Below are 23,156 nucleotides of genomic sequence, written 5' to 3'. Positions count from 1 at the left end.
TCGCCCTCCCGCTCGGCGGCGACGAGTCCGGGCAGGTCGGGCACCTCGGCCATCCGCACGCTGACCCGGCGCAGGCCGCTGACCCGGCGCAGGGACCGTGGTAAACCGTGGCGGACCGGCGTCAGGTTTGGTGAAGGCCGCGTCGGGCAACCGTGGCTTCCGGACCCGGAGCCGCTGTCCTTCCGGGCCCCCCGCGACGCCTTGCGCCGTGCGGCCGTCCCAGCACCACGGAGGTCCGGCGGTGAGCGCCATCCCGACACCCGAGCCCCCTGCCAGAGCCGTCTCGGCGGCCGACGACGCGGAGGTGGTCCGCCTTCGACGGAGGCTGGAGCGCCTGCTCGGAGTGGCCGCCACGGAGGGCAACGAGCTGATCGCCCTGCGGAACGGCGACGAGATCTTCCCGGCCATGCTCGAGGCCATCCACGCGGCCGAGCACACCATCGACATGATGACCTTCGTCTACTGGCGGGGGCAGATCGCGCGGGACTTCGCCGCCGCCCTGAGCGATCGGGCCCGCGCCGGTGTGCGGGTCCGGCTGCTCCTCGACGGCTTCGGGGCGCACCGCATAGAGCAGGACCTGCTGGACTCCATGGACGACGCGGGGGTCGACGTCGCCTGGTTCCGCAAGCCGCTGTGGCTGTCCCCGTTCAAGCAGAACCACCGCTGCCACCGGAAGGTGCTGCTGGTCGACGAGACCGTGGCGTTCACCGGCGGCGTCGGCATTGCGGAGGAGTGGACGGGTGACGCCCGCGACCCGCACGAGTGGCGGGACACCCACGTCCGGCTGCGGGGTCCCGCGGTGGACGGCCTGGCGGCCGCGTTCGCGCAGAACTGGGCCGAGTCGCACAACGAGCTGTTCGACGACCGGGACCGCTTTCCGGCACAGGCGCAGCACGGCACCGCGGTGGTGCAGGTGGTGCGGGGCTCGGCGTCCATCGGCTGGCAGGACATGCAGACGCTGCTGCGGGTGATGCTGACCTCCGCCGAGCGCCGGTTCCGGCTGGCCACCGCCTATTTCGCCCCGGACGCCTACTTCGTCGACCTGCTCTGCGCGGCCGCGCGGCGGGGCGTGGAGGTGGAGGTCCTGCTGCCCGGCCCGTACACCGACCAGCGGGCGTGCCAGCTCGCCGGCCAGGGCTACTACACGCGCCTGCTGGACTGCGGAGTCTCGGTCCACCAGTACCAGCCCACGATGCTGCACACGAAGATCGTGACCGTGGACGGCGTGGCCTCCCTGGTCGGCTCCACCAACTTCAACCGGCGCTCGCTGGAGCACGACGAGGAGGTCATGCTCGCGGTGCTGGACAAGGAGTTCACCGCCACGCTGGACCGGGACTTCGACGCGGACCTGGAGCGCAGCGTGGCCATCGACCGCAAGCGGTGGCGCCGCCGGGCCGCGGTGCAGCGGCTGAAGGAGGCGTCGGTCACCCCCATCCGCCGCTTCCTCTGAGCCGAGGGCCGTCACGCGGCCTCACGCACCGGGGGGCGCCGGGCGGACGTCGAAGCCTCCGCGGCCGTCGAACCGCACCTCCACCACCGCGTCGAACCCGTCACCGGTCCCGGGGCGGCGCAGCTTGCGGAAGGTGGCGCGGACGCCCACGTCCGGCACCCGGGCGGCGCCCTCCCGCCGGGCGTTGCGGCGCAGGGAGCCGGCCAGGTCGGGCGGGAACCAGTAGGCGGTCACGGTGGCGCCGTGGGCGTGGGCGGCCTCGATCAGCGGGCCCCACTCCTCGGGGGTGGGGTTGGTGTTGTCGACCGCCACGGCCCGTCCCGCCCTCAGGGCCTCCTCCACCTGCCGCATCTGCCGCGCCTGCTTCCCGCGGGCGCGGCGCGGGAACAGGTCCTTGCTGACGAGCGTGTACCGGTGGGCCAGGCGGCGCCGGTAGAACGTCGACTTCCCGGCCGCCTGGAGCCCCACCAGGACGGCCATCTCGGCCGCTCCTCCGTCCGCCGTCACACGCGCCTCCTCGGGACCGGTGGGTGTCCCGCCGCCCGCCGGCCAATCCCCGCCGGCCCCGCTCCCGGCATGCAACCGCGTTCTCGGGGGACCCGAGTCTCCCAGCGCGCGGAGAAGACGGCGAGGCCATGAACACTGTCGAACAGTCGATCGATGTCGAGGTCCCGGTCCACGTGGCGTACAACCAGTGGACCCAGTTCAAGACGTTCCCCCGTTTCATGGACGGGGTGAAGCACGTCGAGCAGACGCAGGCGGCGTTGACCCACTGGGTGCTCCGGTTCGGCGGGCGGACGGTGGAGTTCGACGCGGAGATCCTCGAGCAGGTCCCCGACCGGCGACTGCGCTGGGAGGCGCTGGACGCGCCCCGGCACCTGGGGACCGTGACGTTCGAGCCGCTGGACGAGAACCGCTGCCGGCTGACCCTGCGGCTGGAGCCGTTGGGGTCCTCCCGGCTGCTGGGGCGGGTGGGGGCCGCGCTCGGGCTGGTGCCGCGCTGGGTGGACGGGGCGCTGCGCTGCTTCAAGGAGTTCGTGGAGGGCCAGGGACGCGAGACCGGCACCTGGCGCGGCGAGATCAGCCGCAGCCACGTGCGCCCCGGATCGCACCACCACAGCCGCGAGGTCCCGACCTGGCCCACCGGCTGACCGAGCGCCGCATCCCGGCGGCGGCGCGTCGGCCCGCCACCGCACGACAGTTGAGGAGAGATCACGTTGCAGAAGCCGTCGAACGAGGAATCCAGCGACGACCGCCTCGAGGTGACGCCGCCCAAAACCTGGGCCGCGGGCGTGCCGGCGGTGTACCACGCGATGGAGTACTCCCTCTCCCAGACGTCGCCCCGCCGCACGGGGCTGACCCTGCTGAACCTGAACCAGGAACGGGGCTTCGACTGCCCGGGCTGCGCGTGGCCGGACCCGGCGCCGGGGAAGCGGCCGATGAACGAGTACTGCGAGAACGGGGCCAAGCACACCAACGACGAGGCGACCTCCCGCCGGGTGACCCCCGAGTTCTTCCGCCGGTACTCCGTCGACGAGCTGGCCACCCGGTCCGACCGGTGGCTCAACCAGCAGGGCCGGCTGACCCAGCCCATGGTGAAGCGGCCGGGCGCGAGCCACTACGAGCCGATCAGCTGGAGCTCCGCCCTGGAGCTGGTCGCGGACGAACTGCGCGGTCTGGACTCGCCCGACGAGGCGGTCTTCTACACGTCCGGCCGGGCGAGCAACGAGGCGGCGTTCGTCCTGCAGCTCTTCGCCCGGGCCCTGGGCACCAACAACCTGCCCGACTGCTCCAACATGTGCCACGAGTCCAGCGGTTCGGCCCTCAACGAGACGCTGGGCATCGGCAAGGGCGACGTCAGCCTGCCCGACATCCACCACGCCGACCTGATCCTCACGGTCGGCCAGAACCCCGGCACCAACCATCCCCGGATGCTCTCCGCGCTGGAGGAGACCAAGCGCCGGGGCGGCCGCATCGTCGCCGTGAACCCGCTGCCGGAGGCCGGGCTGGCCCGGTTCAAGAACCCGCAGAAGCCGCGGGGCGTGGTGGGCCGGGGCACGCGGGTCGCCGACCGTTTCCTGCACATCAAGGTCGGCGGGGACCTGGCCCTCTTCCAGGCGCTCAACATGCTGCTGCTGGAGGCGGAGGAGGCCGCCCCCGGAACCGTGCTGGACCACGAGTTCATCGAGGCCCACACCCAGGGCTTCGACGCGTTCGTCGAGCACCTGCGCGCCGACTTCTCCTGGCCGCGCGTCGAGGAGGCCACGGGCCTGACCCGCGCGCAGATCGAGGAGGTGCGCGACATGGTCCTGGAGAGCAGGCGGGTCGTTGTTTGTTGGGCGATGGGGCTCACCCAGCAGAAGCACGGGGTGCCCACCATCCGCGAGGTGGTCAACTTCCTGCTGCTGCGGGGCAACATCGGCCGCCCGGGCGCGGGCGCCTGCCCGGTGCGCGGTCACTCGAACGTGCAGGGCGACCGCACCATGGGCATCTGGGAGCGGATGCCGGACGCGTTCCTCGACGCCCTGGGGCGGGAGTTCGGCTTCGAGCCGCCGCGCGAGCACGGCCTGGACTCGGTGAACGCCATCCGCGCCATGCGGGACGGCAAGATCAAGGTCTTCCTCGGCCTGGCGGGCAACTTCGTGCGGGCCACCCCGGACAGCGAGGTGACCGAGGCCGCCGTGCGGCGCTGCCGGCTGACGGCGCACATCTCCACCAAGCTCAACCGCTCGCACACGGTGTGCGGCGAGACGGCCCTGATCCTGCCGACGTTGGGCCGCACGGAACGCGACGTCCAGGCGGGCGGCGAGCAGTTCGTCACCGTGGAGGACTCGATGAGCCAGGTGCACGCCTCGCGCGGCGTGCTGGAACCGGCGTCCAAGCACCTGTTGAGCGAGGTGGCCATCCTGAGCCGCCTGGCCCGCTGCACGCTCGGCGACAAGGTGCCGGGCATCCGCTGGGAGCGGTTCGAGGCGGACTACGGCTGCGTCCGCGACCACATCGCGCGGGTCGTCCCCGGCTTCGAGGACTTCAACACCCGCGTCTCCCGCCCCGGCGGCTTCGGGCTTCCCAACCCGGTCAACGAGGGCCGCTTCCCCACCCCGAGCGGCAAGGCGCTCTTCAGCCGCAACGCGTTCGAGCACCTCAGCGCGCCGGAGGGCCACCTGATCCTTCAGACGCTGCGCTCCCACGACCAGTGGAACACCGTGCCGTACACCGACAACGACCGGTACCGGGGGATCCACGGCTCCCGCCGCGTCGTCCTCGTCAACCCCGCCGACCTGCGGGACCTGGGGCTCGAGGAGGGCGCCGCGGTGGACCTGGTGGGCGTCTGGCGGGACGGCGTGGAGCGCCGCGCGGAGAACTTCCGGGTGGTCCCCTACCCCACCTCGCGCGGCTGCGCCGCGTCGTACTACCCGGAGACCAACGTGCTGGTCCCCCTGGACAGCGTCGCCGACATCAGCAACACCCCCACCTCCAAGGGCGTCGTGGTCCGCCTGGAGCCGCGTGAGCGGCCGGCGGAGGCCGTGGCGGCGGGCGCGGCGGACCGCGGCGTCGCCTGAGAAACCCGGTTGCCGCTCCGGCGTCGGTGGCTGAAGCATGGGCGCCATGCTTCAGCCACCGACCGCCGCCGTGACCGGAGCCCCACCGCCCGCGGCCGGGGTGCGCACCCCCTGGCGGGCCGTGCCCGCAGGACTGCGGCGCCGGGTCGAGGACCGGCTGGGGGCGCCGGTGGTGGAGGCCGCGAACCAGGCCGGCGGCTTCTCCCCCGGGGTGGCCGCCCGGGTCCGTCTCGCGGACGGCCGCCGGTTCTTCGTCAAGGCCGTGGGCCCCGAGCCGAACCCCGACACCCCCGGACTCCACCGGGCCGAGGCCCGGATCACCGCGGCCCTGCCCGCCTCCGCGCCCGTGCCACGGCTCCTGTTCTCGCTGGACCGCGACGGCTGGGTGGTGCTGGTCCTGGAGGACGTGGACGGCAGGACTCCGGCCCAGCCGTGGCGAACGGACGAACTCCGGCGCGTCCTCACCGCGGTGGGCGACCTCTCCCGGCGCCTCGACCCCTCCCCCGTCGCCGTCCCGACCCTCGCCGAGGCCTGCGACAGCCGCTTCCGGGGCTGGCGGCGGCTCCTCACGGCCGCGCACGACCGGTCCTGGCACGACCTGTCCTGGCTCGACCCGTGGGCCCGGCGGAACCTCCCGCTACTGGCCGGGCGGGAGGCCGGATGGCAGGCCGCCGCGTCGGGCACCGCCCTGGTCCACGGCGACCTGCGCGCCGACAACGTGCTGCTCACCGAGGACCGCGTGGTGGTCGTCGACTGGCCCTGGGCGGCCGTCGGCGCGCCCTGGTTCGACGTCGTGGCGCTGGCGCCCAGCGTCCTGATGCACCGGACGGCCGAGGAGGCCGCCCTGCCCCTCCTCGAAGCGCACCTCACCGCCCGGGGAGCAGCCCCCGAGGACGTCACCACCGTGCTGGCCGCCGTGGCCGGCTACTTCCTCTCTTCCTCCGGCCTGCCCTCTCCCCCCGGCCTGCCGACCCTGCGGGGCTTCCAGCGAGCGCAGGGCGAGGCGGCGCTCCGCTGGCTCCGTCGGCGTCTCGAACCGGCTTGACAGGTCCGGGAGTTCAGCCGTCGGTGCGGAGCGGGGGCAGGATCAGCTGGCGGAGGAGGGGGGTCGTGGGGGCCGGGCCGCGGGACTCGGTCTGCAGGACCAGTTCGTTGGTGGGGAGGATGAACGCCCGCACGCGCAGGGGCTCGTCGCGGGTGAGCCGCGCCTCGCGGATGGTGCCGCGGACCAGGGCGTCGAGCGCCTGGCTCGCGGTCTCGACGTCGCCGAACCAGGACGCGGCGGTCAGCCGGGCACGCAGGCGCAGCCGGGCGCCGGGGCCCGCGCAGGCGTTGGCGCGGAACTCCTCGGCCCACCTCCACGGCACGTGGTCGGGTTCGCTCAGGGGCAGGGCGGTGGGACGCAGGACGGGGGCCGCCCGCCCGTCCGCCGGAGCGGCGGGAGCGGGGAGCTCGTCCGGGCCGTCCATGGTGACCTCCTTCCGGTGGCCCGCCTACCGGGCCTGTCACCATGCTCGGCCCACGGCCGGGCGGCCCGCCTGAGTACACCTACTCAAACGGGACGACCCGGGAACACCCACCCGTAACGCACCTCCCGGCCGCCCCTCCCCTACCCCGCCCGGCAGTAGAGGCCGTCCCCGCGCTCGACGGCCGCCCGGGCCAGGGCGGCCACCCCGCCCAGCACCCGGAGCGCGGTCCCCTCGTCCACGGGAGTCCCGTCCTCCGCCGAACTCCGGGACCAGGCCGAGGCGGCGTCGCGCAGCCGGGGCGGCTCCGCGCTGGCGAGCGGGGCGACGAGGGCGCCGGACACGGCGAAGACCCGGTGCTCCCCGTCGTGTTCCTCGGCGAGCTCACGGGGTTCGCCGGCCTCGACCAGGTCCTCCCACGCCTCCCCCGTGAGAAGGGCCTGCCAGCCGAGGACCGCCTCCTCCGGGTCGAGGTTGCCGCAGGAGAAGGCGTCCTGGACCGCGGGAAGGCCGGTGCGGAGAGCGCGTGCGGCCGTGGTGTCGTCCGGCGCGGTGAAGAAGTCGACGACGGTGCTCACCGGTCGGGGTCCCCCAGTCGTCGAAGGGCAGGTGTCGTCGGTTGGCCGGTGTCGCCACGGGGCGCGGAATGGGCGAGGATCGGGCCATGGCACAGGGCTTTCCGTCCGTCACCGTCTCCTGGGACCGCATCGACACCTGGCTGGCGGCCCGCGCCCCGACAAGCCTCGGCATGCTGGCGCCACCCGCCGCCGAGGCGGAGATCGAGGAGACCGCGCGCCTCCTCGGCGGCCCGCTGCCGCCGGAGCTGGCCGAGTCGCTGCGGCGGCACGACGGCGTCACCCGGTGGACGACCGTGCTGCCGGAGCAGGCGCCGCTGCCGGCCGCCGCGATCGTGGCACGCCGCCGCGTCCTCGCCCAGGTCGCGGCCGAGAACGACGGGCTGACGACCAGGCCGTGGGACGACGAGCCGTGGTGGCACCCGCGGTGGGTCCCCTGGGCGGAGGGCGCGGACGGCGGGGTCGAGGTCGTCGACACCCGGCCCGGTCCGCACCAGGGCCGGCTCGGGTGGGCGGGCCACAGCGGCGGAGGCGACTTCACCGACGCCTGGCCCTGCCTCGCCGCGCTGCTGCACGCGGTGGCCGAGGCACTCCACCACGGCGGGGACGTCCGCGGCCTCCACCCGTACCTCACCGCGGAGGGCACGCTCCGGTGGGACGGCCCCGGCGCCCCGGACGCCGCGGACGGCGGGGAGCCGCTCCTCCCGGCGCCCGTCGGACTGCCCTGAGGTGCGGCGGGGCCCCGAGGGGTCAGGAGGTGACCGCGCGCAGGCGGACGCGGGTCACCAGGTCCTCGCCGCCCGCCCCGGAACCGGACTTGTCCAGCACGAAGGCGGTGCCGCCGGTGACGCGGACGTGGTTGGGGAGGTCGCCGGTCGGCACGGTGGCGACCACCTCGTGGGTGCCCGGGTCGACGACCGAGACGCTGTCCGCCAGCCGGTTCACCACCACGACCTTGCCGGAACGCGGGGCCACGTCGACGGACTTGGCGCCCGCGCCGGTCGGCACGGTGGCGGTGACGGCGCCGGAGCGCAGGGACACGGCGGTGAGCGTGCCGGTGGTCTGGTCGGCGGTGTAGGCGGTGCGTCCGTCCGGGGAGAGCGCGATGCCGAGCGGGCCGGAGCCCGCGGGCAGCAGGCGAGGGGTCCCGGCGCCGGGACGGACCTCGATGATCCGGCTGTTGACGTAGTCGGCCGCGTAGACGGCGCCGTTGCGTTCGTTGACGGCCAGCCCGGTGGGACCGCTGCCCTCGACGGTGACCCGGCGGACCTCCTCGAACGTCGCGCTGTCGTAGGCGATGAGCTCGCCGGAGCCGTAGGCGCTGACCCAGACCAGGTCGCGCTCCTCGTCCACCACGACCTCGCGGGAGTGCTCGGCACCGGCGATGGTGGCGAGGTGCCGGCCGTCGCGCTGGCTGTAGACGGCCACGGAGTCGTTGCGGGTGTTGGTCACCCACAGGGTGTTGTGCTCGTCGTCGACGTCGATGCCGTAGACGGCCTCCGGGGTGCCGTTCTCCGCCACCGGGACGGGATAGGTCGCCTCGACCTCGAGGGTGTCAGGGTCGACCTTCACCAGCTGGGAACCGGTGACCGGGGCGGGCGGCATGCCCACGGCGGCGGTGGCCCACAGCGCGTCGTTCCGCTCGGAGTAGGCGGACTGGTAGAGGCCCGCGACCAGCGGGGCGGCCCGGACGCCGGAGGAAGCCGGGGCGGCGACCGCACCGGCGGCGGGGAGCGCGCCGGTCACGGCGAGGGCCACCGCGACGGCGGTCAGGGTGCGCACGGGCAGGGTCCGGGAGGAAGACCGGGAGGACATGGGCGGCGGATCTCCGTGGGGGCTGGGGGAAGGCCGGCGCGGCGTGTCTCGGCCCGTCGGCCTGATCGTCCGGCGCAGCCTAACCGGCGTCCCGGCACCCGGTGCCACCGGGTCCGCCGCCCGCCGAGTACCGGGAACGCCACGGACCGGCACCGGCCCGCCGCACGGCGCCCCGGCGAGCTCCGGCCCACCTTCCGGGCCCCCGCGCCTCCGGCCTCCGGGGGCGCGGCGCCACCGCGCCGCCGTACGCGCCTGTGCCCTTCCCCTCCGCTGCCCGGCGGAGCCGCACCGGACCCGCGTCCCGAAGGGCGACCCGTACCGGCCGACGGTCAGGGCGCCGGGTTTCGGCTCAGCCGCGCGGCGGGCAGGAGCCGGTGGCGTCGTCAAGCAGCCAGTGGCGCCCCACGCTCCAGCCGAGGAACCGCCGTCCTCCGCCCGCCTCGGCCTCTCCCCCGGCCGCCGCGGCGAGCAGGCCCCGCACGGCGGGCCGGAGGCGCGCCGTGACCCGGGCGGGGCGGCGCGCCCCGGCGCCCGCACCATCGCCGCCGTCGTCGTTACGGTCGCCGTCGCCGTGGCCGTCGCCGTCGTCGCCGTCGTCGGAGGACAGCCAGGCCAGGAGGCGGTCCTGTTCGGCCGGGGCGCACAGGGACAGGAAGAACACCGCCTGCCGCCAGGCGTACGCCGCGTCCTTGACGGTGGTGAGCGGCCGGGGGTTGCCCTCGAGCCGCGCGGTGAGCTGCCACACGCGCAGGAAGGCCCGCCGGGCGAGGGCCTCCCAGCCGTCGGCGGGGTGGACGCCGGCACGGGCCACCAGGGTCGCCAGGTTGTGGGTGGTGAGGATCTGCGCCTGCTCGATCACCATGCCCTGCGCCGCCACCGACCAGGACGAGCGGGACCTCCCGCCGGAGGCCGCCCGGGCACGCTCGTCGCAGAGGGCGGCGAAGTCGGGGGCCGGGGCGGCGTAGTCGATGCCGTAGTACCGCTCGTAGGGCGTGCCGCCGAGGAGTTCGCCGGCGATGCGGGCCGCGTGGGCGAACTTCGGGCTGAAGGCGCCCATGAAGATGCCCGCCGCCAGTTCCTCGACCATCGGCACCCCCAGCCCCGACAACCGTGCCAGCGTGCCGAGTTCGCTCACCAGCGGGTTGGGCAGCAGGGTGCCGGGAAACGCGGTCACGGCGAGCTCGCCCAGTTCCCGCAGCACCACGGCGGGTCCCTCGCCGCGGTTGCCGGGGCGGCGCAGCGGGACGAGGGCGCGCACCCAGGGCAGTTCCTCGACGCGCACCTGGGAGGCGAGGTTCACCAGCAGCAGCGAGCGGCGGGCGCGGAAGGCCCGGTGGACGGCCGCGGTGAGGGTGCGCAGCGACGCGTCCGGCCAGCCCTGGGCCCAGACCGTGCCGACGAGCTGGGGCGTCAGCTGGGCGAGGACCTCCGCCGAGGGGACGACACCGCGCTCGACCAGGGTGGCGACCGGCGCGCTGAGCGCCGTCTCCACGGGCCGGCGCACCTGGGGCGGGACGGCGGCGCCGGCCGGCAGCCCGGTCCTGGCCGCCTCCGCCTCGGTCACCGGGGCGGTGAACCGGGCGACGTCGGCGACGCCGAGGCCGGCGGGCAGCGCGGCGAGCCGTTCCGCGACCAGGCCGGCCAGCCGGTGGTGGGCCGGGAGGGCCGCCTGCGCGGCCTGGGCGCGGCGCAGGGCGGTGTGGCGCGGCGAACCGGGCAGGCCGCGCTTGCGCACCATGCCGGTGACGGCCAGGCGGAGCAGCCCGAGGAGACGGGCGTCGAGGGGCCGGCCGGCCACCGTCTCCTCCAGGGCGGTACGCAGGACGGCGAGGTTCTGCCGGGGGGCGCGGTGCTTGGTGCAGTACGTGTGCTGGGCGGCGAGGGCGTGGTAGCGGCGCAGCAGCCGGGCGCCGCGCTCGCGCCAGGCGTCGTCTGGGGTGCGGGCGAGCACCGTGGTGTCCTCGGCCGTCTCGAGCCAGTGGGCGAGCAGTGCGTCGCCGAACGGCTGCCAGACGGCGAGCGCCTCGCGCTGGGTCTCCACCGCGGTGTTGGGCAGCCGTCGCCGCAGGGTGTCGCGGGCCTGGCCGGCCGTGGTGCGGTGCACGGAGTCCGGTCCGGCGGCCGGCCGGTCGGCGGGGCGGGGCAGGAAGCGCAACCGGTGGGCGAAGGGCCCGAGTTCGCCCACCAGGTCGACGGCGGCGTCCGTCTCGCCCGCGCGGGCGAGCCAGGCCACCGTGAGCAGGGCGGCCTCCTCCGGCACGGTCACCTCGTAGGCGCCGCTGTCGAGCAGTGCGCAGAGCCGGCGCAGGCCGTCCTCGGTGAGGGAATGGTCGAAGAGCGCGCGCCGGTCCTCGGGTACGCCGGCGAGGCGGGCGGCGTCCCGCTCGTACGGCTGCAGCGGTCCGCCCGCGGCGGCTCTGCCGGTGGCGAAGCCGCCGTGGACGACCTCGAGGGTGACCCAGGCCGGCAGGCCGGCGACGGGGGTGCGCGACCCGACGGTCGTCCGCCGGTCCGCCATGGCGCTCAGCACGGCACGCCACCGTTCCCCCTTGCGTTCCGCTCGGGCGCGGACCTCGAGGTCGGGGTGGGTGCGCGCGGTGGACAGCGCCTTGGCGAGCTGCCCGAGCGGGTAGGCGGTGCCGATGGTGTCGCCGGTGCGGTTCTCGGTGTGCTGCTGTTCAGCGTTCTCGTTCATGGCCGACGTGGCGGGTTCCGCCCCCGCGCCCTCCAGGTCCCGAGCCTGGTGCTCCGCTGAATGAGCTGCACGTCGTGATGCGGTGATGGTGCCGGTGCCGCGCCCGGGAGTTCAACCGACTTTCGGCGGCGGTGGCCGGGGAATCGCCGCCGTTCGGGTGAAGGGGAATGCGGAGCGCCGCCCCGCGTGCTGGACCATGGCGACGATGGCTTGCAGCCGACCGGAAGGGATGTGCCTCATGGTGGACGTCGGACGATTCGGCATCTGGAGCTCAAGGCTCCGCGAGGGCGGGGACGAGGCGGTGGAGGCCGTCAACGAGCTGGACAGGCTGGGCTTCGGGACCGTCTGGTTCGGTATGGGCTCGGTGCCGGCGGCCGGTGAACTGCTGGCGGCGTCCTCGCGCATCGCGGTCGCGACCGGCATCCTCAGCATCTGGCAGCACGACGCGGCGATGGTCGCCGAGCAGACGGCCGCGGTGGAGGACCGGCACCCCGGCCGGTTCCTGCTGGGGCTGGGCGTGAGCCACGCGCCGCTGGCGAAGAACTACGAGAAGCCGTACTCGGCGATGGTGGCGTACCTGGACGCGCTGGACGCGGCCTCGGCGCCGGTGCCGCGGGAGTGCCGGGCGCTGGCCGCGCTGGGGCCGCGGATGCTGCGGCTGGCGGCCGAGCGTTCGGCGGGCGCCCACCCGTACCTGGTGGACGCGCAGTTCGTGGCGCGGGCCCGGGAGACGCTCGGCAAGGGCCCGCTGCTGGCGCCGGAGGTGAAGGTGGTGCTGAGCTCCGACCCGGCCGAGGCCCGCCGCGTCGCCCGGGGGACCGTGGAGATGTACACCCGGTTGCCGAACTACACCGACAACTGGCTCCGGATGGGCTTCGAGGAGGCGGACTTCGCGGGCGGCGGCAGCGACCGGCTGATCGACTCGGTGGTCGTCTGGGGCGACGACGCCACCGTCCGCGCCCGGCTCGACGAGTTCCACGACGCCGGCGCGGACCACGTGGCGGTCCAGGTCCTCGACGGCTCCCCCGACCGGCACCCGCGCGAGGGCTGGCGCCGCCTCGCGGAGTTGCTGGAGCTGCGGCCCTGAGACCCGTCCGGCGGAGGATCGTGCCACCGCCGCAGGCCGGGCTCGCTTCATCCGCGCCCGGGCGGGGTCATGCGGCCCCGCCCTGCTCGAGCGAAGCCGGGAGCCGGCTTGCGGGGGTGCGTGCCAGGCCCCGCACCCCCTGTGCGTGATCCGCCGGACAGGCCCTGGTGCCGCAACCGCGTGCCGGGGTGGCGGGCCTCATCGGATCTCCCCGTCCTGCTCGGGGGCCGGAACGGCGGGGCCCTCCTCCTGTGCCCGGCGCCGCGCGGCGTCCTCGTCGGTGCGGGAGTCGTAGGCGAGCAGCTTGGGCAGGGCCATGGTGAGCAGGCCCACCGCGGCCACACAGGCCAGACCGCCGCTCCAGATGGCCGGGCGGGCGCCGGTCCAGCCCGCCATCGCGCCGGCGCGGACCTGGCCGAGTTGCGGGCCGACGCTGTAGGAGAGGACCTCGATGCCGGCGAGGCGGCCGCGCAGCCGGTCGGGGATGGTCTGGTTCCAGATGGTCGAGCGGCCCAGTCCGCTGAGCATGTCCCCGGCCCCGGCCAGGGCCAGGCACGCCAGCACCAGCCAGACCTGCGACGTCCAGCCGGCCGCCGCCATGGCCAGGCCCCAGCCGGCGGCGCCGAACACCACCAGCAGGCCGTGCCGCCGGGTGCGGGAGACCCAGCCGCTGGTCAGGCTGACCAGCAGCGACCCGACGGCTCCGGCCGAGTACATGAGCCCGAGCGACCACTCGGCGTCCAGTTCGTCGGCGAGGAAGGGGAAGATGGTGTTCGGGAAGGCGAAGAACATCGCCGCCAGGTCGATGGCGTACGTGCCCAGCAGCACCGGCCTGGACCAGGCGTACCGGGCCCCTTCGGCGATGCCGCGCCAGGACGGCCTGGCCGCGTGCTCGACGGGCGGCGCGGGGGTGAGCCGGCGGCACATCAGGACCGAGGCGGCGAAGCAGGCCACGGTGGTGGCGTACGCGGGGACGCTGCCGGCGTAGGCGACGACGAGGCCGGCCAGGGCGGGTCCGGCGATCGCGCCGGCCTGCCAGCGCAGTGCGTTCAGCGCGGCCGCCGCGGCGAGCTGGTCGTGCGGGACGATGCGGGCCAGCAGCGAGTCCAGTGCCGGGCGCTGGAGCCCGGCGAGTGCCGCCACCCCGGCCGCCACCACGTACAGCGGCCACAGGCTGGGCCGCGGCAGCATCGCGTTGATCAGGAGGACGACGGCAAGCAGCCCGAGGCCCGCCTCGGTCAGCACGATGACCTTGCGCCGGTCCACGGCGTCGGCGAGCGCGCCGCCGTAGAGGCCGAAGACCACCAGGGGGACGAGTTCGACGGCGCCCATCGCGCCGACCGCGAGCGGTGAGCCGGTCAGCTCCTTGATCTGGAGCGGCAGCGCGATCAGGGCCATGACGCTGCCGAGGTAGGTCACCAGGCCCTGCGACCACAGGAGGCGGAAGTCCCGGGAGGAGCGCCAGGGGGCGAGGTCGGGCAGCAGCGCGGCGAGCTTCGGGGCCACGGCTCAGCGCCTCCCGGTCGGCCAGGACACCGGGCGGACGCCGCCGGTGTGCCGTGGCGACGTGCCTGCCGCGGTGGGCGGTTGCGGGTGGGGCGAGGGCATGGCCGTACTCCGTGTTCCTGGGTTTCGAGACCCGGTCCCGTTCAGGGATGCGCGTCAGGCAGCAAGTTAGGTAAGCCTTGCTTGCTCACACAGAGTAAGGAGTCGAGGTGCGTGCATCAACCGAGCCTTTTCGACAGCCCTTGTAGCGATCGGGACACCTTCCGGGGGTCAGCGCGCCCGGAACCTTCCGGGGGTCGTGCCCGTCGTCCGGCGGAAGGCGGCGCCGAAGGCGCTCGCCGAGCGGTAGCCGACCGCGTCGGCCACCACGTCGACCTCGAAGCCGCGGGAGAGGAGCTGCACGGCGTGCTGGGCCCGCACCGCCGCCACCCACCGGGCGAAGCTGGTGCCGGTCTCGCTCCGGAACGCCCGGGTCAGGGTGCGGGCGCTGCACCCGAGCGAGGCGGCCCAGCCGGCCAGCGTCCGCTGATGGGCGGGGTCGGCCCGGACCGCGTCCACGATCGGCCGCAGCAGCGGGGACGTGGGCATCTGCACCAGCAGCGCGTGGGAGGAAGGCCGCAGGACGTCCAGGACCGCCGTCTCGGTCACCTCGCGGGAGCGCGCGGACAGGTCCGGCTCCTCCAGCCGCTCCAGCAGGAGCCGCAGCAGCGGCGTGATGCCCACGGCCACCGGCCGGTCGGGCAGCGCGGAGACGGTGCCGTGCCGGAAGAAGTGGGCCCGGTACGCGGTGCCGGCGACCGCGGAGGCCGAGTGCAGCTGACCCGCCGGCATCCACAGCCCCAGGGTCGGCGTCACGCACCACACCTGGGAGCCCACCACGACGGTGGACGCGCCGTGCGCGTTCCAGAGCAGCTCGTGCCACGGGTGGGAGTGCTCGTTCCAGGCCGTGTCGGCGGCGACGACCTCCTCGTACCCCCGGATCACGAAGGGCACGTCCACCTCGCCGGCGGCGAGCGCCGGCAGCTCCCTGGTGACACGCATGCCGCCAGGCTAACCGGCACCGGCCGGCCGGTACGCGGGCGGGACGGGCGCCGGCCGCGCGACGACGGACGCCGGGCCGGTGCCCTCACCGGTCGCGTACCGCGCGGTGACGTCGTGGGTGGTCGTGCTGATCGCCGCGATGGCGTCCGCGTCCGGCAGCGCCGCGTAGCGCGTGGCGGAGTCCGGCGCCAGGGCGAGCTTCGCCGCGCCGGGCAGGCCGGTGATCCGCTGGAGCACGGCGCCCCCGGAAAAGTCGGTGACGCCGCCCACGGGGTCGCTGAGGGACAGCTTCCGGTGCGCGCCGTCCACGCGTCCACGCGTCCACGCGTCCACGACGAGGTCGCCGTAGTCCTCCATCGGCACGGCGCCACGCGGGACTGCGGGGTGACGGCCCGCCATGCCGTACGTGGGGGCCCGGTGACCCGTACGGTCGCCGGTGTCCCACAAGTTGGCACGGGAGGCGCGCATTCCGGCGCGGCGTCCCCCGCAATCGCCCTCCCGTGCGGGCCGGAGCCGTGCACCCGCGGGATCGACACGGCCGGAAGTGCCGGCGCATCCGCCGCACCCGGCGTGACTTCGAACAGCGCGCCGGGGTACTCGCGTGACATGGAACGGAGCCGGGGGAATCACCGTGGATGAGACATCGCTGCGGGCGGTCGGGTGGGCGCGCTCGCTGCCGCTGAGGAGCAGCCCGAAGGCGGCCCGCGACTGGGCCCGTGAGCACCTGGAGACGCTCGACTGGACCGACAGCGCGCCCCGGACGGTGGACGACGTGCTGCTCACCGTGTCGGAACTGGTCACCAACTCCCATGTGCACGCGCGCTGCGCCGCCCAACTGGTGATGACGTGGGACGGCCGCTGTCTGCACGTCGCCGTGCACGACAACTCCACGCACCTGCCCACCCCGCGGCCGGCGAGCGGCGAACGACCGGGCGGGCGGGGCCTGTTCCTGGTCGACGCGCTGGCCGACAGCTGGGAGGCACGTCGCTGCACGGACGGCAAGACGGTCATCGCCTGCTTCCGGCCGCAGACCGAGGCCGGGGACGACCGCTGACCGTGCCCCCGGCGGGCGGCGCACGAAGCGACCCCGGCGGGGAGAACGGCATGATCCGCCGGACATGCCTAAGGCCGGTCGGGGGCGGACGGGTGCGCGGGGCGGTCGCCGACCCGGGCGATGCCCGTCTCGTAGGCGTAGACCACCGCCTGGGCGCGGCTGCGGAGGTGCAGCTTGGTCATCACCCGGTGCAGGTGCGTCTTGACGGTGGACTCGCTGACGGACAGTTCGGCGGCGATCTCGTCGTTGGCGAGGCCCCGGGCGACGAACCCGAGCACCTCGGCCTCGCGGCCGGTGAGCGGCTCGGCCGGGGCGTCGGGGGCAACCGGTGGCCGCCGCCCGCCCGCGTGCCGTTCGACGAGCCTCCGGACGCGCGCCGGGGCGACCAGCAGGTCCGCGCTGAGCGTGGCGGTGACGGCGCCGAGCAGCTGGGCGGGAGGCATGTCCTTCAGCAGGAAGCCGCTGCAGCCGGCGCGCAGGGCCGCGTAGACGTACTCGTCCTCGTCGAAGGTGGTGAGGACGACGATGCGCGGGGCGGGCTCCAGCCCGAGGGCGAGGATGCGTTCGGCGGCGGCGAGTCCGCTGAGGCGGGGCATCCTGATGTCCATCAGGACCAGTTCGGGCCGGTGCTCGAGGACGGCGGCGACGGCCTCCTCGCCGTCCGCGGCCTCCACCACCGGCCCGAGTCCGTCCACCGTGCGCAGCAGGGTGACGATGCCGGACCGGATGAGGTGCTGGTCGTCGACGACCAGGATGCGGGCCACGGGGCTCCTCGTCAGACGCTCTCGGGTGCGGTCAGCCGCTGGGCCGGTCCTGCCGGAGGGGCAGGCGGAGTTCCACCCGGAAACCACCGCCCGGGCGCGCCCCGGCGGTCAGCGAGCCGTGCCAGATCCTTGCCCGTTCCCGCATCCCGATCAAGCCGTGGCCGGATCCGTCGGGGAAGGTGACCGAAAGCGGGCCGCCGGGGTCGGTGACGGTCACCCGCAGTTCGTCGTCCCGGTACTGGACGTCGACCTCGGCCTCCGGGGCGCCGGAGTGCTTGACGACGTTGGTGAGCGCCTCCTGGACGACGCGGTAGACGCACAGCTCCATGCCCGGGTGCAACGGCCGGATCCCGCCCGACCGGCGCACCGCGACGCGCACGCCGACCGCCTCCAGGCGTTCGGCGAGGACGGGTATCCGGTCGATGCCGGCCAGCAGGTCGTCGGGGACGGGGGCGGCGGGGTCCTCCGGGCCGGGGCGTCCGCCGCCGTGGCCGCCGCCGTCGCCGTATCCGTATCCGTCGCCGTCGCCGGGTAGGCCGCCCTCGCCGAGGTCGTAGGTGCGCAGCACGACCAGCAGCCGGCGCAGCTCGTCCAGTGCCTCCCGTCCGGCGGTGGCGGCGGTGCCGAGCGCCTGGTGGGCTGCGGCGGGGTCGGAGCGCAGGAGGTACTCGGCGAGCCCGGTCTGCAGGGTGACGATGGTCATGTGCTGCGAGATGGTGTCGTGGAGCTCGCGGGCGATGCGGAAGCGTTCGTCCAGCACCGCGCGCCGGGCCTCCTGCCGCTGCTGCCGGTCGAGCAGTGCGGTCAGCCGCCTCAACTCGGCGTTGCGTCCGGCCAGTCGGCGCTGGGTGAGCCCGATGGCGAGGGCGACGCCGGGCACCAGGCCGGCCTGCGCGGCCGCCACCGGCCACGGCAGTCTCCCCTCCGCGCCGCTGAGGGCGACGACCGCCGCCAGCAGCGCGGCGCCGACGGCGGTGCGGGCGCGGCGCTCCCGGGCGGCGACGGAGACGAACGCCACCGCGGGGACCCAGAAGTTGAGCGAGGGCTGGTAGCCGAGCAGCAGGTAGCCGGCGAAGCCCGCGGCGGTGACCAGGAGCACGCCGAACGGCCGCTGCTCGCGCCAGGCGAGCGCCAGGGCGATCAGCACGGTGAGCAGGTACGCCCAGAGGTCGAACGGCCGCCAGGCCGCCGGGTGGTAGAACGCTCCGGCCAGGCAGCCGGCCGCGGCGAAGCACACGGCGAGGGCGGCGTTGGCCGGGCGCGGTCGGCGGGCCGGCGTGGCGGGCATCCGGTCATGGTAGGTGGGGGCCGGCACCCGCTCCGCCCCCGGTGCGCTCCGCGGCGGGACGCCGGTCCCGCCGCGGTCCGTCATGCCGACCTGACGAGGTCCAGGGCCGTGCGGACGTCGCTCGTCCAGTAGGTCACGCGGGCGCCGTCGTCGAAGGGCACCGCCTGCGGCAGCGCGACGAGGACCGGCTGGCTCCCCTGCGTGTCCGGGGAGAGGCCGTGCAGCTGGAGGGTGACGGCGTCCGTCTCGTACTGGTCCATGGGGATGTCCCCGGCGAACAGCCCGCTGAACGCCTCCGCGCCCGGATCGAGGGTGACCAGCTCGTCCAGGTTGCTTCCGGGGAGGGGCGCGACGGGCTGCCGGGCGAGCGCCCGGTCGGAGGGCTCGCCGAGCCACAGGTGCGGGTGGTGGTAGATCTCGCACCGCGTGTCGCCGGTGTTGGTCACGGCGATCAGCAGGTGGTCGGGGTCCTCGCCCTCGGGGCTCTCCAGGGTCGCGGAGAACTCGAGGTCCAGGGCGTCGCAGGCGGGCGGCCCGCCCTTGCCGCCGCCACCGCCACCGCCACCGCCACCGCCACTGCCACCCGGGCCGTCGTCACCGCCGTCCCGGCCGGTCCCTCCGTCCCCGCCCTCGCCCGGGCTCCTGCCGCCGGCGCCCCCCGTGGCGTCGGCGTCGTCCTCCCCGGGCCCGGCCTCGGCCGTCCCGGTCGGTTTCGCCGAGCCCCCCGCGCTCGGCGAAACCGACGGCTCGGTGGTGGCCGCCTCGTCCGACCGCTCCGCCTGGCACGCCGCGCAGGCGAGCAGGGCGGCGGCCACGGCGGCTCCGAGGAGGTGGTTCCTCCGCCGGGGCCGCCGCGGCCGCCGGGCGGGCGTCGTGGGCCTGGTACGCGATGAACTGCTCATGGTGCTCCCCCGTGGTCGACTGCGACCGGTCAGCCGGCATGACCTGCCGGCATCACCGAGGCTAGGAGAGCGAGCCCGCCGGACGCGTCCGGCGGGGGGACGGCATCCGCGTCAACTTCCGCCCGCGGTGGCCTCGTCGGGTCAACCTGGGGACGACGCCCGGCTAGTCCTCAGGTCGACGGAACGCCCCGGAGGGCGTTCCCGGCAGTCCGGCCGGCGGGGGCCGGGGCTGTGGGCGGCCGACGTCAGACTGGTCCCATGACGCACTCCGCCGATCCCAGGTCCGACCTCCGCTTCTACCTCCAGGCCGCCCGCGACGCGCTGCTCTGGAAGCTGGAAGGGCTCTCCGAGTACGACGTCCGCCGCCCGCTCACCCCGACCGGGACCAGTCTGCTGGGCATGGTGAAGCACCTGGCCGGCGTCGAACTGGGCTACCTGGGCGAGGCGTTCGGCCGCCCTTCGGGCATCCCGCTGCCGTGGCTGGAGGACGAGGATCCCAACGCCGACATGTGGGCCACCGCAGAGGAGTCCCGCGCGTTCGTGGTCGACCTGTACCGGCGGGCCTGGGCGCACGCCGACGCGACGATCGACGCCCTGCCGCTGGACACGGTGGGGACGGTGCCGTGGTGGCCGGAGGGACGCGACGGGATCACGCTCCACCACGCCGTGGTCCGGGTGATCGCGGACGCCCAGCGGCACGCCGGGCACGCCGACATCCTCCGGGAGCTGATCGACGGCACGGTGGGCATGCGCCGGGACAACGACGCGATGCCGTCGGCCGATCCCGCCCGGTGGCAGGCCCACCGGGAACGGCTCGAGCGGATCGCCCGGGAGGCGTCCGCCCGGCCCGCGCCGACCCGCCCGTGATCTCGATTCGGTGACGAAGCGTCCGCGGCCCGTGCCACCTGCGTGGCGCGTGCACATAAGTTGCCGGTGGTGGCCGAGGGACCCGCCGGACCGGCGGCGCCCGAGGCGCCGCCCGTCCGGAGCAGGACCGCCCTGGTGGACGCGAACCGTGGGCGGAACGACGAGACAAGGGGACCCATGCGCGCCATCACCAGGACCACCTGCACGGCCCTCGCCGGAGCGCTGCTGCTCTCCGGCGCCCTGTTCACCGGGAACGCCGCCGCGGTCGGCGAGGGCCCCGACTACCAGGGCAACGAGACGGTCAACACCTCGATCCTCTCGACCTACGAGGACGTGGTGGACTTCCTGAGGACCCAGGACGCCAAGCAGGACGCGATGGAGCTCGAGGTCGTCGGCCGGACGGTCAAGGGCCGCGACATCCACCTCGTGAAGTACGTCGGCGATCCGGCCGACCCGACGATCCTGTACCTGGCGCAGCAGCACGGCAACGAGCAGCTCACCACCGAGGCGATGCTGCACACCATCAAGTCGCTGGGGTCCCCCTCCAAGGCCGGGCTGCTGGAGGACGTCAACGTCCTGTTCATCCCGATGTTCAACGCCGACGGCGCGATGGGTGACGTCGACTTCCCGCTGGACGGCTACCTGGCGTCCGGCGAGCGCCACCTGACCCGCTACAACGCCAACGAGGTGGACCTCAACCGCGACCACGTCGCCAAGGAGCAGCCGGAGACGCGGGCGCTGCACGACAACGTGCTGGGCGTGTACGACATCGACTACGCGATCGACCTGCACCACCAGGGCACGCAGTCCCGGGTGGACGGGGACCTGGTCTCCGGTTCGATCCTCTACCCGACGACCCCGGACGTCTCCCCCGAGCTGGTCGAGCGGTCCAAGAAGCTGGGGGCGGTGGTCCACGAGAACGTCGACCGGACCGGGTGGGGGCACATCGGCCGGTACGACGGCGGTTCGGCCAACACCATCGGCCGCAACGGGATGGCCGCCGAGTACGGCATCGCCACGCTGCTGTTCGAGATGCGCGGCATGAGCGACCACGAGTACGCGCCGTACGTGCTCGGCCAGAAGTCCAACGGCTATCTGATCCGCCAGTCGGTCGTCACCATGGAGGCGACGATCAAGGCCGTGGCGGACGGCTCGGTCGACGCGGCGGACACCTCGTTCTGGGACACCCTGCCGCAGCAGTGCGGCAGTTGCTGACCTGATCCGGCTGCTGCCGGATCAGGAAGCAGCCTGATCCGGGCCGGGGCCCGGCCGCGTGCCCGCGTCCTGACGTCCGGCGGGAGCACCGGACAACGCGGCCCACATGCGCGGACGTCGCGGTGTGTGGTGCCACTCCACTGGCAGTGGGAGGAGCGCTTCGTACGGTCGGAACGCGCGCTGCCGCTTCGGAAGGACGACCGGAGCGGACCGGCGCGCGCTCCCCGCCCGCCCCACGTTCCCGGGAGGACCCATGCCGGTTCCCGACCGCTCCCGTACCGGACTCCGGATCCGCGGGTCCGGCCTGTCGGCCGTACTCGCCCTGCTGCTGGCCCTGTTCGCCGCCCCCGCGCCCGCCTCCGCCGCCTCGCTGACCCAGGTCACCGGCTTCGGCACCAATCCGGGCAACCTGCAGATGTACTCCTACGTCCCGGACGGGCTGCCCGCGGGCGCCCCGCTGGTCGTCGCCCTGCACGGCTGCACCCAGAGCGCGCCGGACTACCACTCCCACTCCGGGTGGGCGAAGTACGCGGACCTGTACCGCTTCGCCGTCGTGTACCCGCACACCTCCAGCGCCAACAACGCCAACTCCTGCTTCAACTGGTTCCAGCCCTCCGACTACGGCCGGGGACAGGGCGAGGCGCTCTCCGTCAAGCAGATGGTGGACCACGCGATCGGCCGCTACGGCAGCGACCGCGACCGGGTGTTCGTCACCGGGCTGTCGGCCGGCGGGGCGATGACCTCCGCGCTGCTCGCCGCCTATCCGGACGTGTTCGCCGGAGGGTCCATCGCCTCGGGCATCCCGGTCGGCTGCGCGACCAGCATGACCAACGCCTTCACCTGCATGTACAACGCGACCTCCAAGACCCCGCGCCAGTGGGGCGACGCGGTGCGCCAGGCGTCCGGCGGCTGGACCGGCCCCTGGCCGCGGGTCGCCGTCTGGCACGGCACCTCGGACACCACCGTGGTGCCCGCCAACGCCACCCAGTCGCGCGACCAGTGGACCGACGTGTGGGGCCTGAGCCGGACGCCCACCTCGACCGCCTCGCTCCCCGGCAACACCACGCAGGCCGTCTACAGCGACGCCCAGGGGGTGCCCGCGGTCACCACCTTCACCGTCTCCGGCATGGGGCACGGCACCGCGGTCGACCCCGGCTCCGGCACCCAGCAGTGCGGCACCGCGGGCGCCTACTACCTGGACACCATCTGCTCCAGCTACTACACCGCCCTGTTCTGGGGCCTGGACGGCAGCGGCGGCGGACCGGTCGACCCCGGCACCCTGCCCGCCCCCGCCGGTCTCGCCACCGGCGCCGTCACCGACAGCAGCGTCGCGCTGCGCTGGAACGCGGTGAGCGGGGCGGCGTCGTACGAGGTCTACCGCGGCGGCTCGCGGGTCGGCACCGCCACCGGCACCTCGTACACCGACACCGGGCTGACCCCGGGCACGGCCTACACCTACTCGGTGGCCGCCGTGGACTCCTCCGGCACGGCCGGGGCCCGGTCCGCCGCCGTCACCGCCACCACCACCGGCGGGGGCGGGGGCTTCGAGCCGCGCTGCTACACGGCCTCCAACTACGCGCACGTGCAGGCCGGGCGGGCCCGCCAGAGCGGCGGCTACGCCTACGCCCTCGGCTCCGGCCAGAACATGGGCCTCTACAACACCTTCTACAGCCACACCCTCGAGGAGACCTCGGCCGGCTACTTCGTGATCTCCGACTCGGGCTGCCCGTCCTGACCGGAGCCGCCACCTGAAGGGCCGTCACCCGCCGCGAGTGACGGCCCCGGTGGCTTCCGCGGGCTCCCGCGGGCTTCCGGCGACTTCCGGCGGCTTCCGGCGGCTTCCGGCGACTTCCGGCGGCTTCCGGCGG

Annotated in this window: 21 protein-coding genes and 1 tRNA gene; 10 read left to right on the top strand and 12 right to left on the bottom strand. The window is 74.7% G+C overall.

From position 1 onward, the window contains the following. Window positions 1-250: 250 nt before the first annotated feature. On the top strand, window positions 251-1,450 hold the full coding sequence (locus ABZ836_RS25365; RefSeq protein ID WP_356132199.1) for a phospholipase D-like domain-containing protein: 1,200 nt from the start codon (window positions 251-253) through the stop codon (window positions 1,448-1,450). A gap of 21 nt (window positions 1,451-1,471) precedes the next feature. On the opposite strand, the gene ABZ836_RS25360 is transcribed toward ABZ836_RS25365, so the two are convergent. Further along, entirely contained in the window at window positions 1,472-1,957 is a 486-nt protein-coding gene (locus tag ABZ836_RS25360) for an ATP-binding protein (protein ID WP_361145775.1), read from the bottom strand. Window positions 1,958-2,085: 128 nt separating this feature from the next. Here ABZ836_RS25360 and ABZ836_RS25355 point away from each other — a divergent pair, with 128 nt between their 5' ends. The 3 genes from ABZ836_RS25355 to ABZ836_RS25345 all read left to right on the top strand — a co-directional run bounded on the left by ABZ836_RS25355 (window position 2,086) and on the right by ABZ836_RS25345 (window position 6,058). Further along, entirely contained in the window at window positions 2,086-2,601 is a 516-nt protein-coding gene (locus ABZ836_RS25355) for an SRPBCC family protein (RefSeq protein WP_356131958.1), read from the top strand. 66 nt (window positions 2,602-2,667) lie between these two features. Further along, window positions 2,668-5,013 carry an FdhF/YdeP family oxidoreductase gene (locus ABZ836_RS25350; RefSeq protein ID WP_356131955.1) on the top strand — a complete coding sequence of 782 codons (2,346 nt, stop codon included), beginning with the start codon at window positions 2,668-2,670 and terminating at the stop codon, window positions 5,011-5,013. Between the two features lie 46 nt (window positions 5,014-5,059). Further along, entirely contained in the window at window positions 5,060-6,058 is a 999-nt protein-coding gene (locus tag ABZ836_RS25345; protein WP_356131953.1) for an aminoglycoside phosphotransferase family protein, read from the top strand. 13 nt (window positions 6,059-6,071) lie between these two features. On the opposite strand, the gene ABZ836_RS25340 is transcribed toward ABZ836_RS25345, so the two are convergent. Then, the gene (locus ABZ836_RS25340) at window positions 6,072-6,482 is read right to left on the bottom strand and encodes a hypothetical protein (protein ID WP_356131950.1); all 411 of its coding nucleotides are present in this window, start codon (window positions 6,480-6,482) and stop codon (window positions 6,072-6,074) included. Window positions 6,483-6,622: 140 nt separating this feature from the next. Next, on the bottom strand, window positions 6,623-7,057 hold the full coding sequence (locus tag ABZ836_RS25335; RefSeq protein ID WP_361145770.1) for a hypothetical protein: 435 nt from the start codon (window positions 7,055-7,057) through the stop codon (window positions 6,623-6,625). Window positions 7,058-7,143: 86 nt separating this feature from the next. On the opposite strand from ABZ836_RS25335, the gene ABZ836_RS25330 reads away from it, so the two are divergent. Next, window positions 7,144-7,782, top strand: coding sequence for an SMI1/KNR4 family protein (locus ABZ836_RS25330; RefSeq protein WP_361145767.1), 639 nt, complete (start codon window positions 7,144-7,146; stop codon window positions 7,780-7,782). A 22-nt stretch (window positions 7,783-7,804) separates the two neighbouring features. Here ABZ836_RS25330 and ABZ836_RS25325 read toward each other — a convergent pair whose 3' ends face one another. The 3 genes from ABZ836_RS25325 to ABZ836_RS25315 form a co-directional block, all read right to left on the bottom strand. After that, window positions 7,805-8,869, bottom strand: coding sequence for a YncE family protein (locus ABZ836_RS25325; RefSeq protein ID WP_361145764.1), 1,065 nt, complete (start codon window positions 8,867-8,869; stop codon window positions 7,805-7,807). Window positions 8,870-9,218: 349 nt separating this feature from the next. After that, window positions 9,219-11,564, bottom strand: a complete 2,346-nt coding sequence (locus tag ABZ836_RS25320; protein ID WP_361145761.1) for a hypothetical protein — start codon at window positions 11,562-11,564, stop codon at window positions 9,219-9,221. Then, a tRNA-Pro gene (locus ABZ836_RS25315) sits at window positions 11,564-11,639 on the bottom strand. The genes ABZ836_RS25320 and ABZ836_RS25315 overlap by 1 nt, the downstream gene beginning before the upstream one ends. Window positions 11,640-11,802: 163 nt before the next feature. Here ABZ836_RS25315 and ABZ836_RS25310 point away from each other — a divergent pair. Further along, a complete protein-coding gene (locus tag ABZ836_RS25310; protein ID WP_361145759.1) occupies window positions 11,803-12,651 on the top strand; it encodes an LLM class F420-dependent oxidoreductase in 849 nt (282 codons plus the stop codon). 198 nt (window positions 12,652-12,849) lie between these two features. Here ABZ836_RS25310 and ABZ836_RS25305 read toward each other — a convergent pair whose 3' ends face one another. From ABZ836_RS25305 to ABZ836_RS25295, 3 genes are all read right to left on the bottom strand, one after another. Further along, window positions 12,850-14,157 carry an MFS transporter gene (locus ABZ836_RS25305; protein WP_361145756.1) on the bottom strand — a complete coding sequence of 436 codons (1,308 nt, stop codon included), beginning with the start codon at window positions 14,155-14,157 and terminating at the stop codon, window positions 12,850-12,852. 270 nt (window positions 14,158-14,427) lie between these two features. Continuing rightward, a complete protein-coding gene (locus ABZ836_RS25300) occupies window positions 14,428-15,198 on the bottom strand; it encodes a helix-turn-helix transcriptional regulator (RefSeq protein WP_356131934.1) in 771 nt (256 codons plus the stop codon). 9 nt (window positions 15,199-15,207) lie between these two features. Further along, complete coding sequence (locus ABZ836_RS25295; RefSeq protein WP_361145753.1) at window positions 15,208-15,666, bottom strand: hypothetical protein; 459 nt, start codon at window positions 15,664-15,666, stop codon at window positions 15,208-15,210. Between the two features lie 163 nt (window positions 15,667-15,829). Here ABZ836_RS25295 and ABZ836_RS25290 point away from each other — a divergent pair, with 163 nt between their 5' ends. Next, the gene (locus ABZ836_RS25290) at window positions 15,830-16,252 is read left to right on the top strand and encodes an ATP-binding protein (protein ID WP_361145750.1); all 423 of its coding nucleotides are present in this window, start codon (window positions 15,830-15,832) and stop codon (window positions 16,250-16,252) included. 68 nt (window positions 16,253-16,320) lie between these two features. On the opposite strand, the gene ABZ836_RS25285 is transcribed toward ABZ836_RS25290, so the two are convergent. From ABZ836_RS25285 to ABZ836_RS25275, 3 genes are all read right to left on the bottom strand, one after another. Then, complete coding sequence (locus ABZ836_RS25285) at window positions 16,321-17,016, bottom strand: response regulator transcription factor (RefSeq protein ID WP_361145747.1); 696 nt, start codon at window positions 17,014-17,016, stop codon at window positions 16,321-16,323. A gap of 31 nt (window positions 17,017-17,047) precedes the next feature. Further along, complete coding sequence (locus tag ABZ836_RS25280) at window positions 17,048-18,304, bottom strand: sensor histidine kinase (RefSeq protein ID WP_361145744.1); 1,257 nt, start codon at window positions 18,302-18,304, stop codon at window positions 17,048-17,050. A gap of 80 nt (window positions 18,305-18,384) precedes the next feature. Further along, entirely contained in the window at window positions 18,385-19,206 is an 822-nt protein-coding gene (locus tag ABZ836_RS25275; protein WP_361145740.1) for a DUF4232 domain-containing protein, read from the bottom strand. A gap of 258 nt (window positions 19,207-19,464) precedes the next feature. Here ABZ836_RS25275 and ABZ836_RS25270 point away from each other — a divergent pair, with 258 nt between their 5' ends. The 3 genes from ABZ836_RS25270 (at window position 19,465) to ABZ836_RS25260 (ending at window position 23,023) form a co-directional block, all read left to right on the top strand. Further along, entirely contained in the window at window positions 19,465-20,073 is a 609-nt protein-coding gene (locus ABZ836_RS25270; protein WP_356131918.1) for a DinB family protein, read from the top strand. Window positions 20,074-20,250: 177 nt separating this feature from the next. Beyond that, window positions 20,251-21,288: a M14 family zinc carboxypeptidase gene (locus tag ABZ836_RS25265; protein WP_356131916.1), complete on the top strand. Its 1,038-nt coding sequence runs from the start codon at window positions 20,251-20,253 to the stop codon at window positions 21,286-21,288. 253 nt (window positions 21,289-21,541) lie between these two features. Beyond that, window positions 21,542-23,023 carry a PHB depolymerase family esterase gene (locus ABZ836_RS25260; RefSeq protein ID WP_361145735.1) on the top strand — a complete coding sequence of 494 codons (1,482 nt, stop codon included), beginning with the start codon at window positions 21,542-21,544 and terminating at the stop codon, window positions 23,021-23,023. The last annotated feature ends 133 nt before the right edge of the window (window positions 23,024-23,156 follow it).

This window comes from Streptomyces sp. NPDC047130 (assembly GCF_040643475.1).
In the GTDB taxonomy this organism is placed as follows: Bacteria; Actinomycetota; Actinomycetes; order Streptomycetales; family Streptomycetaceae; genus Streptomyces.
Note: the sequence above shows the minus strand (reverse complement) of the source record. Positions and strands in the feature narration are given on the sequence as shown.

Excerpts from the sequence above, each read along its gene's own strand:
- ABZ836_RS25355 (WP_356131958.1), top strand. The coding sequence starts at position 2,086 with ATGAACACTGTCGAACAGTCGATCGATGTCGAGGTCCCGGTCCACGTG.
- ABZ836_RS25345 (WP_356131953.1), top strand. The coding sequence starts at position 5,060 with ATGCTTCAGCCACCGACCGCCGCCGTGACCGGAGCCCCACCGCCCGCG.
- ABZ836_RS25340 (WP_356131950.1), bottom strand. The coding sequence starts at position 6,482 with ATGGACGGCCCGGACGAGCTCCCCGCTCCCGCCGCTCCGGCGGACGGG.
- ABZ836_RS25330 (WP_361145767.1), top strand. The coding sequence starts at position 7,144 with ATGGCACAGGGCTTTCCGTCCGTCACCGTCTCCTGGGACCGCATCGAC.
- ABZ836_RS25325 (WP_361145764.1), bottom strand. The coding sequence starts at position 8,869 with ATGTCCTCCCGGTCTTCCTCCCGGACCCTGCCCGTGCGCACCCTGACC.
- ABZ836_RS25320 (WP_361145761.1), bottom strand. The coding sequence starts at position 11,564 with ATGAACGAGAACGCTGAACAGCAGCACACCGAGAACCGCACCGGCGAC.
- ABZ836_RS25310 (WP_361145759.1), top strand. The coding sequence starts at position 11,803 with ATGGTGGACGTCGGACGATTCGGCATCTGGAGCTCAAGGCTCCGCGAG.
- ABZ836_RS25300 (WP_356131934.1), bottom strand. The coding sequence starts at position 15,198 with ATGCGTGTCACCAGGGAGCTGCCGGCGCTCGCCGCCGGCGAGGTGGAC.
- ABZ836_RS25295 (WP_361145753.1), bottom strand. The coding sequence starts at position 15,666 with ATGCGCGCCTCCCGTGCCAACTTGTGGGACACCGGCGACCGTACGGGT.
- ABZ836_RS25280 (WP_361145744.1), bottom strand. The coding sequence starts at position 18,304 with ATGCCCGCCACGCCGGCCCGCCGACCGCGCCCGGCCAACGCCGCCCTC.
- ABZ836_RS25275 (WP_361145740.1), bottom strand. The coding sequence starts at position 19,206 with ATGAGCAGTTCATCGCGTACCAGGCCCACGACGCCCGCCCGGCGGCCG.
- ABZ836_RS25270 (WP_356131918.1), top strand. The coding sequence starts at position 19,465 with ATGACGCACTCCGCCGATCCCAGGTCCGACCTCCGCTTCTACCTCCAG.
- ABZ836_RS25265 (WP_356131916.1), top strand. The coding sequence starts at position 20,251 with ATGCGCGCCATCACCAGGACCACCTGCACGGCCCTCGCCGGAGCGCTG.
- ABZ836_RS25260 (WP_361145735.1), top strand. The coding sequence starts at position 21,542 with ATGCCGGTTCCCGACCGCTCCCGTACCGGACTCCGGATCCGCGGGTCC.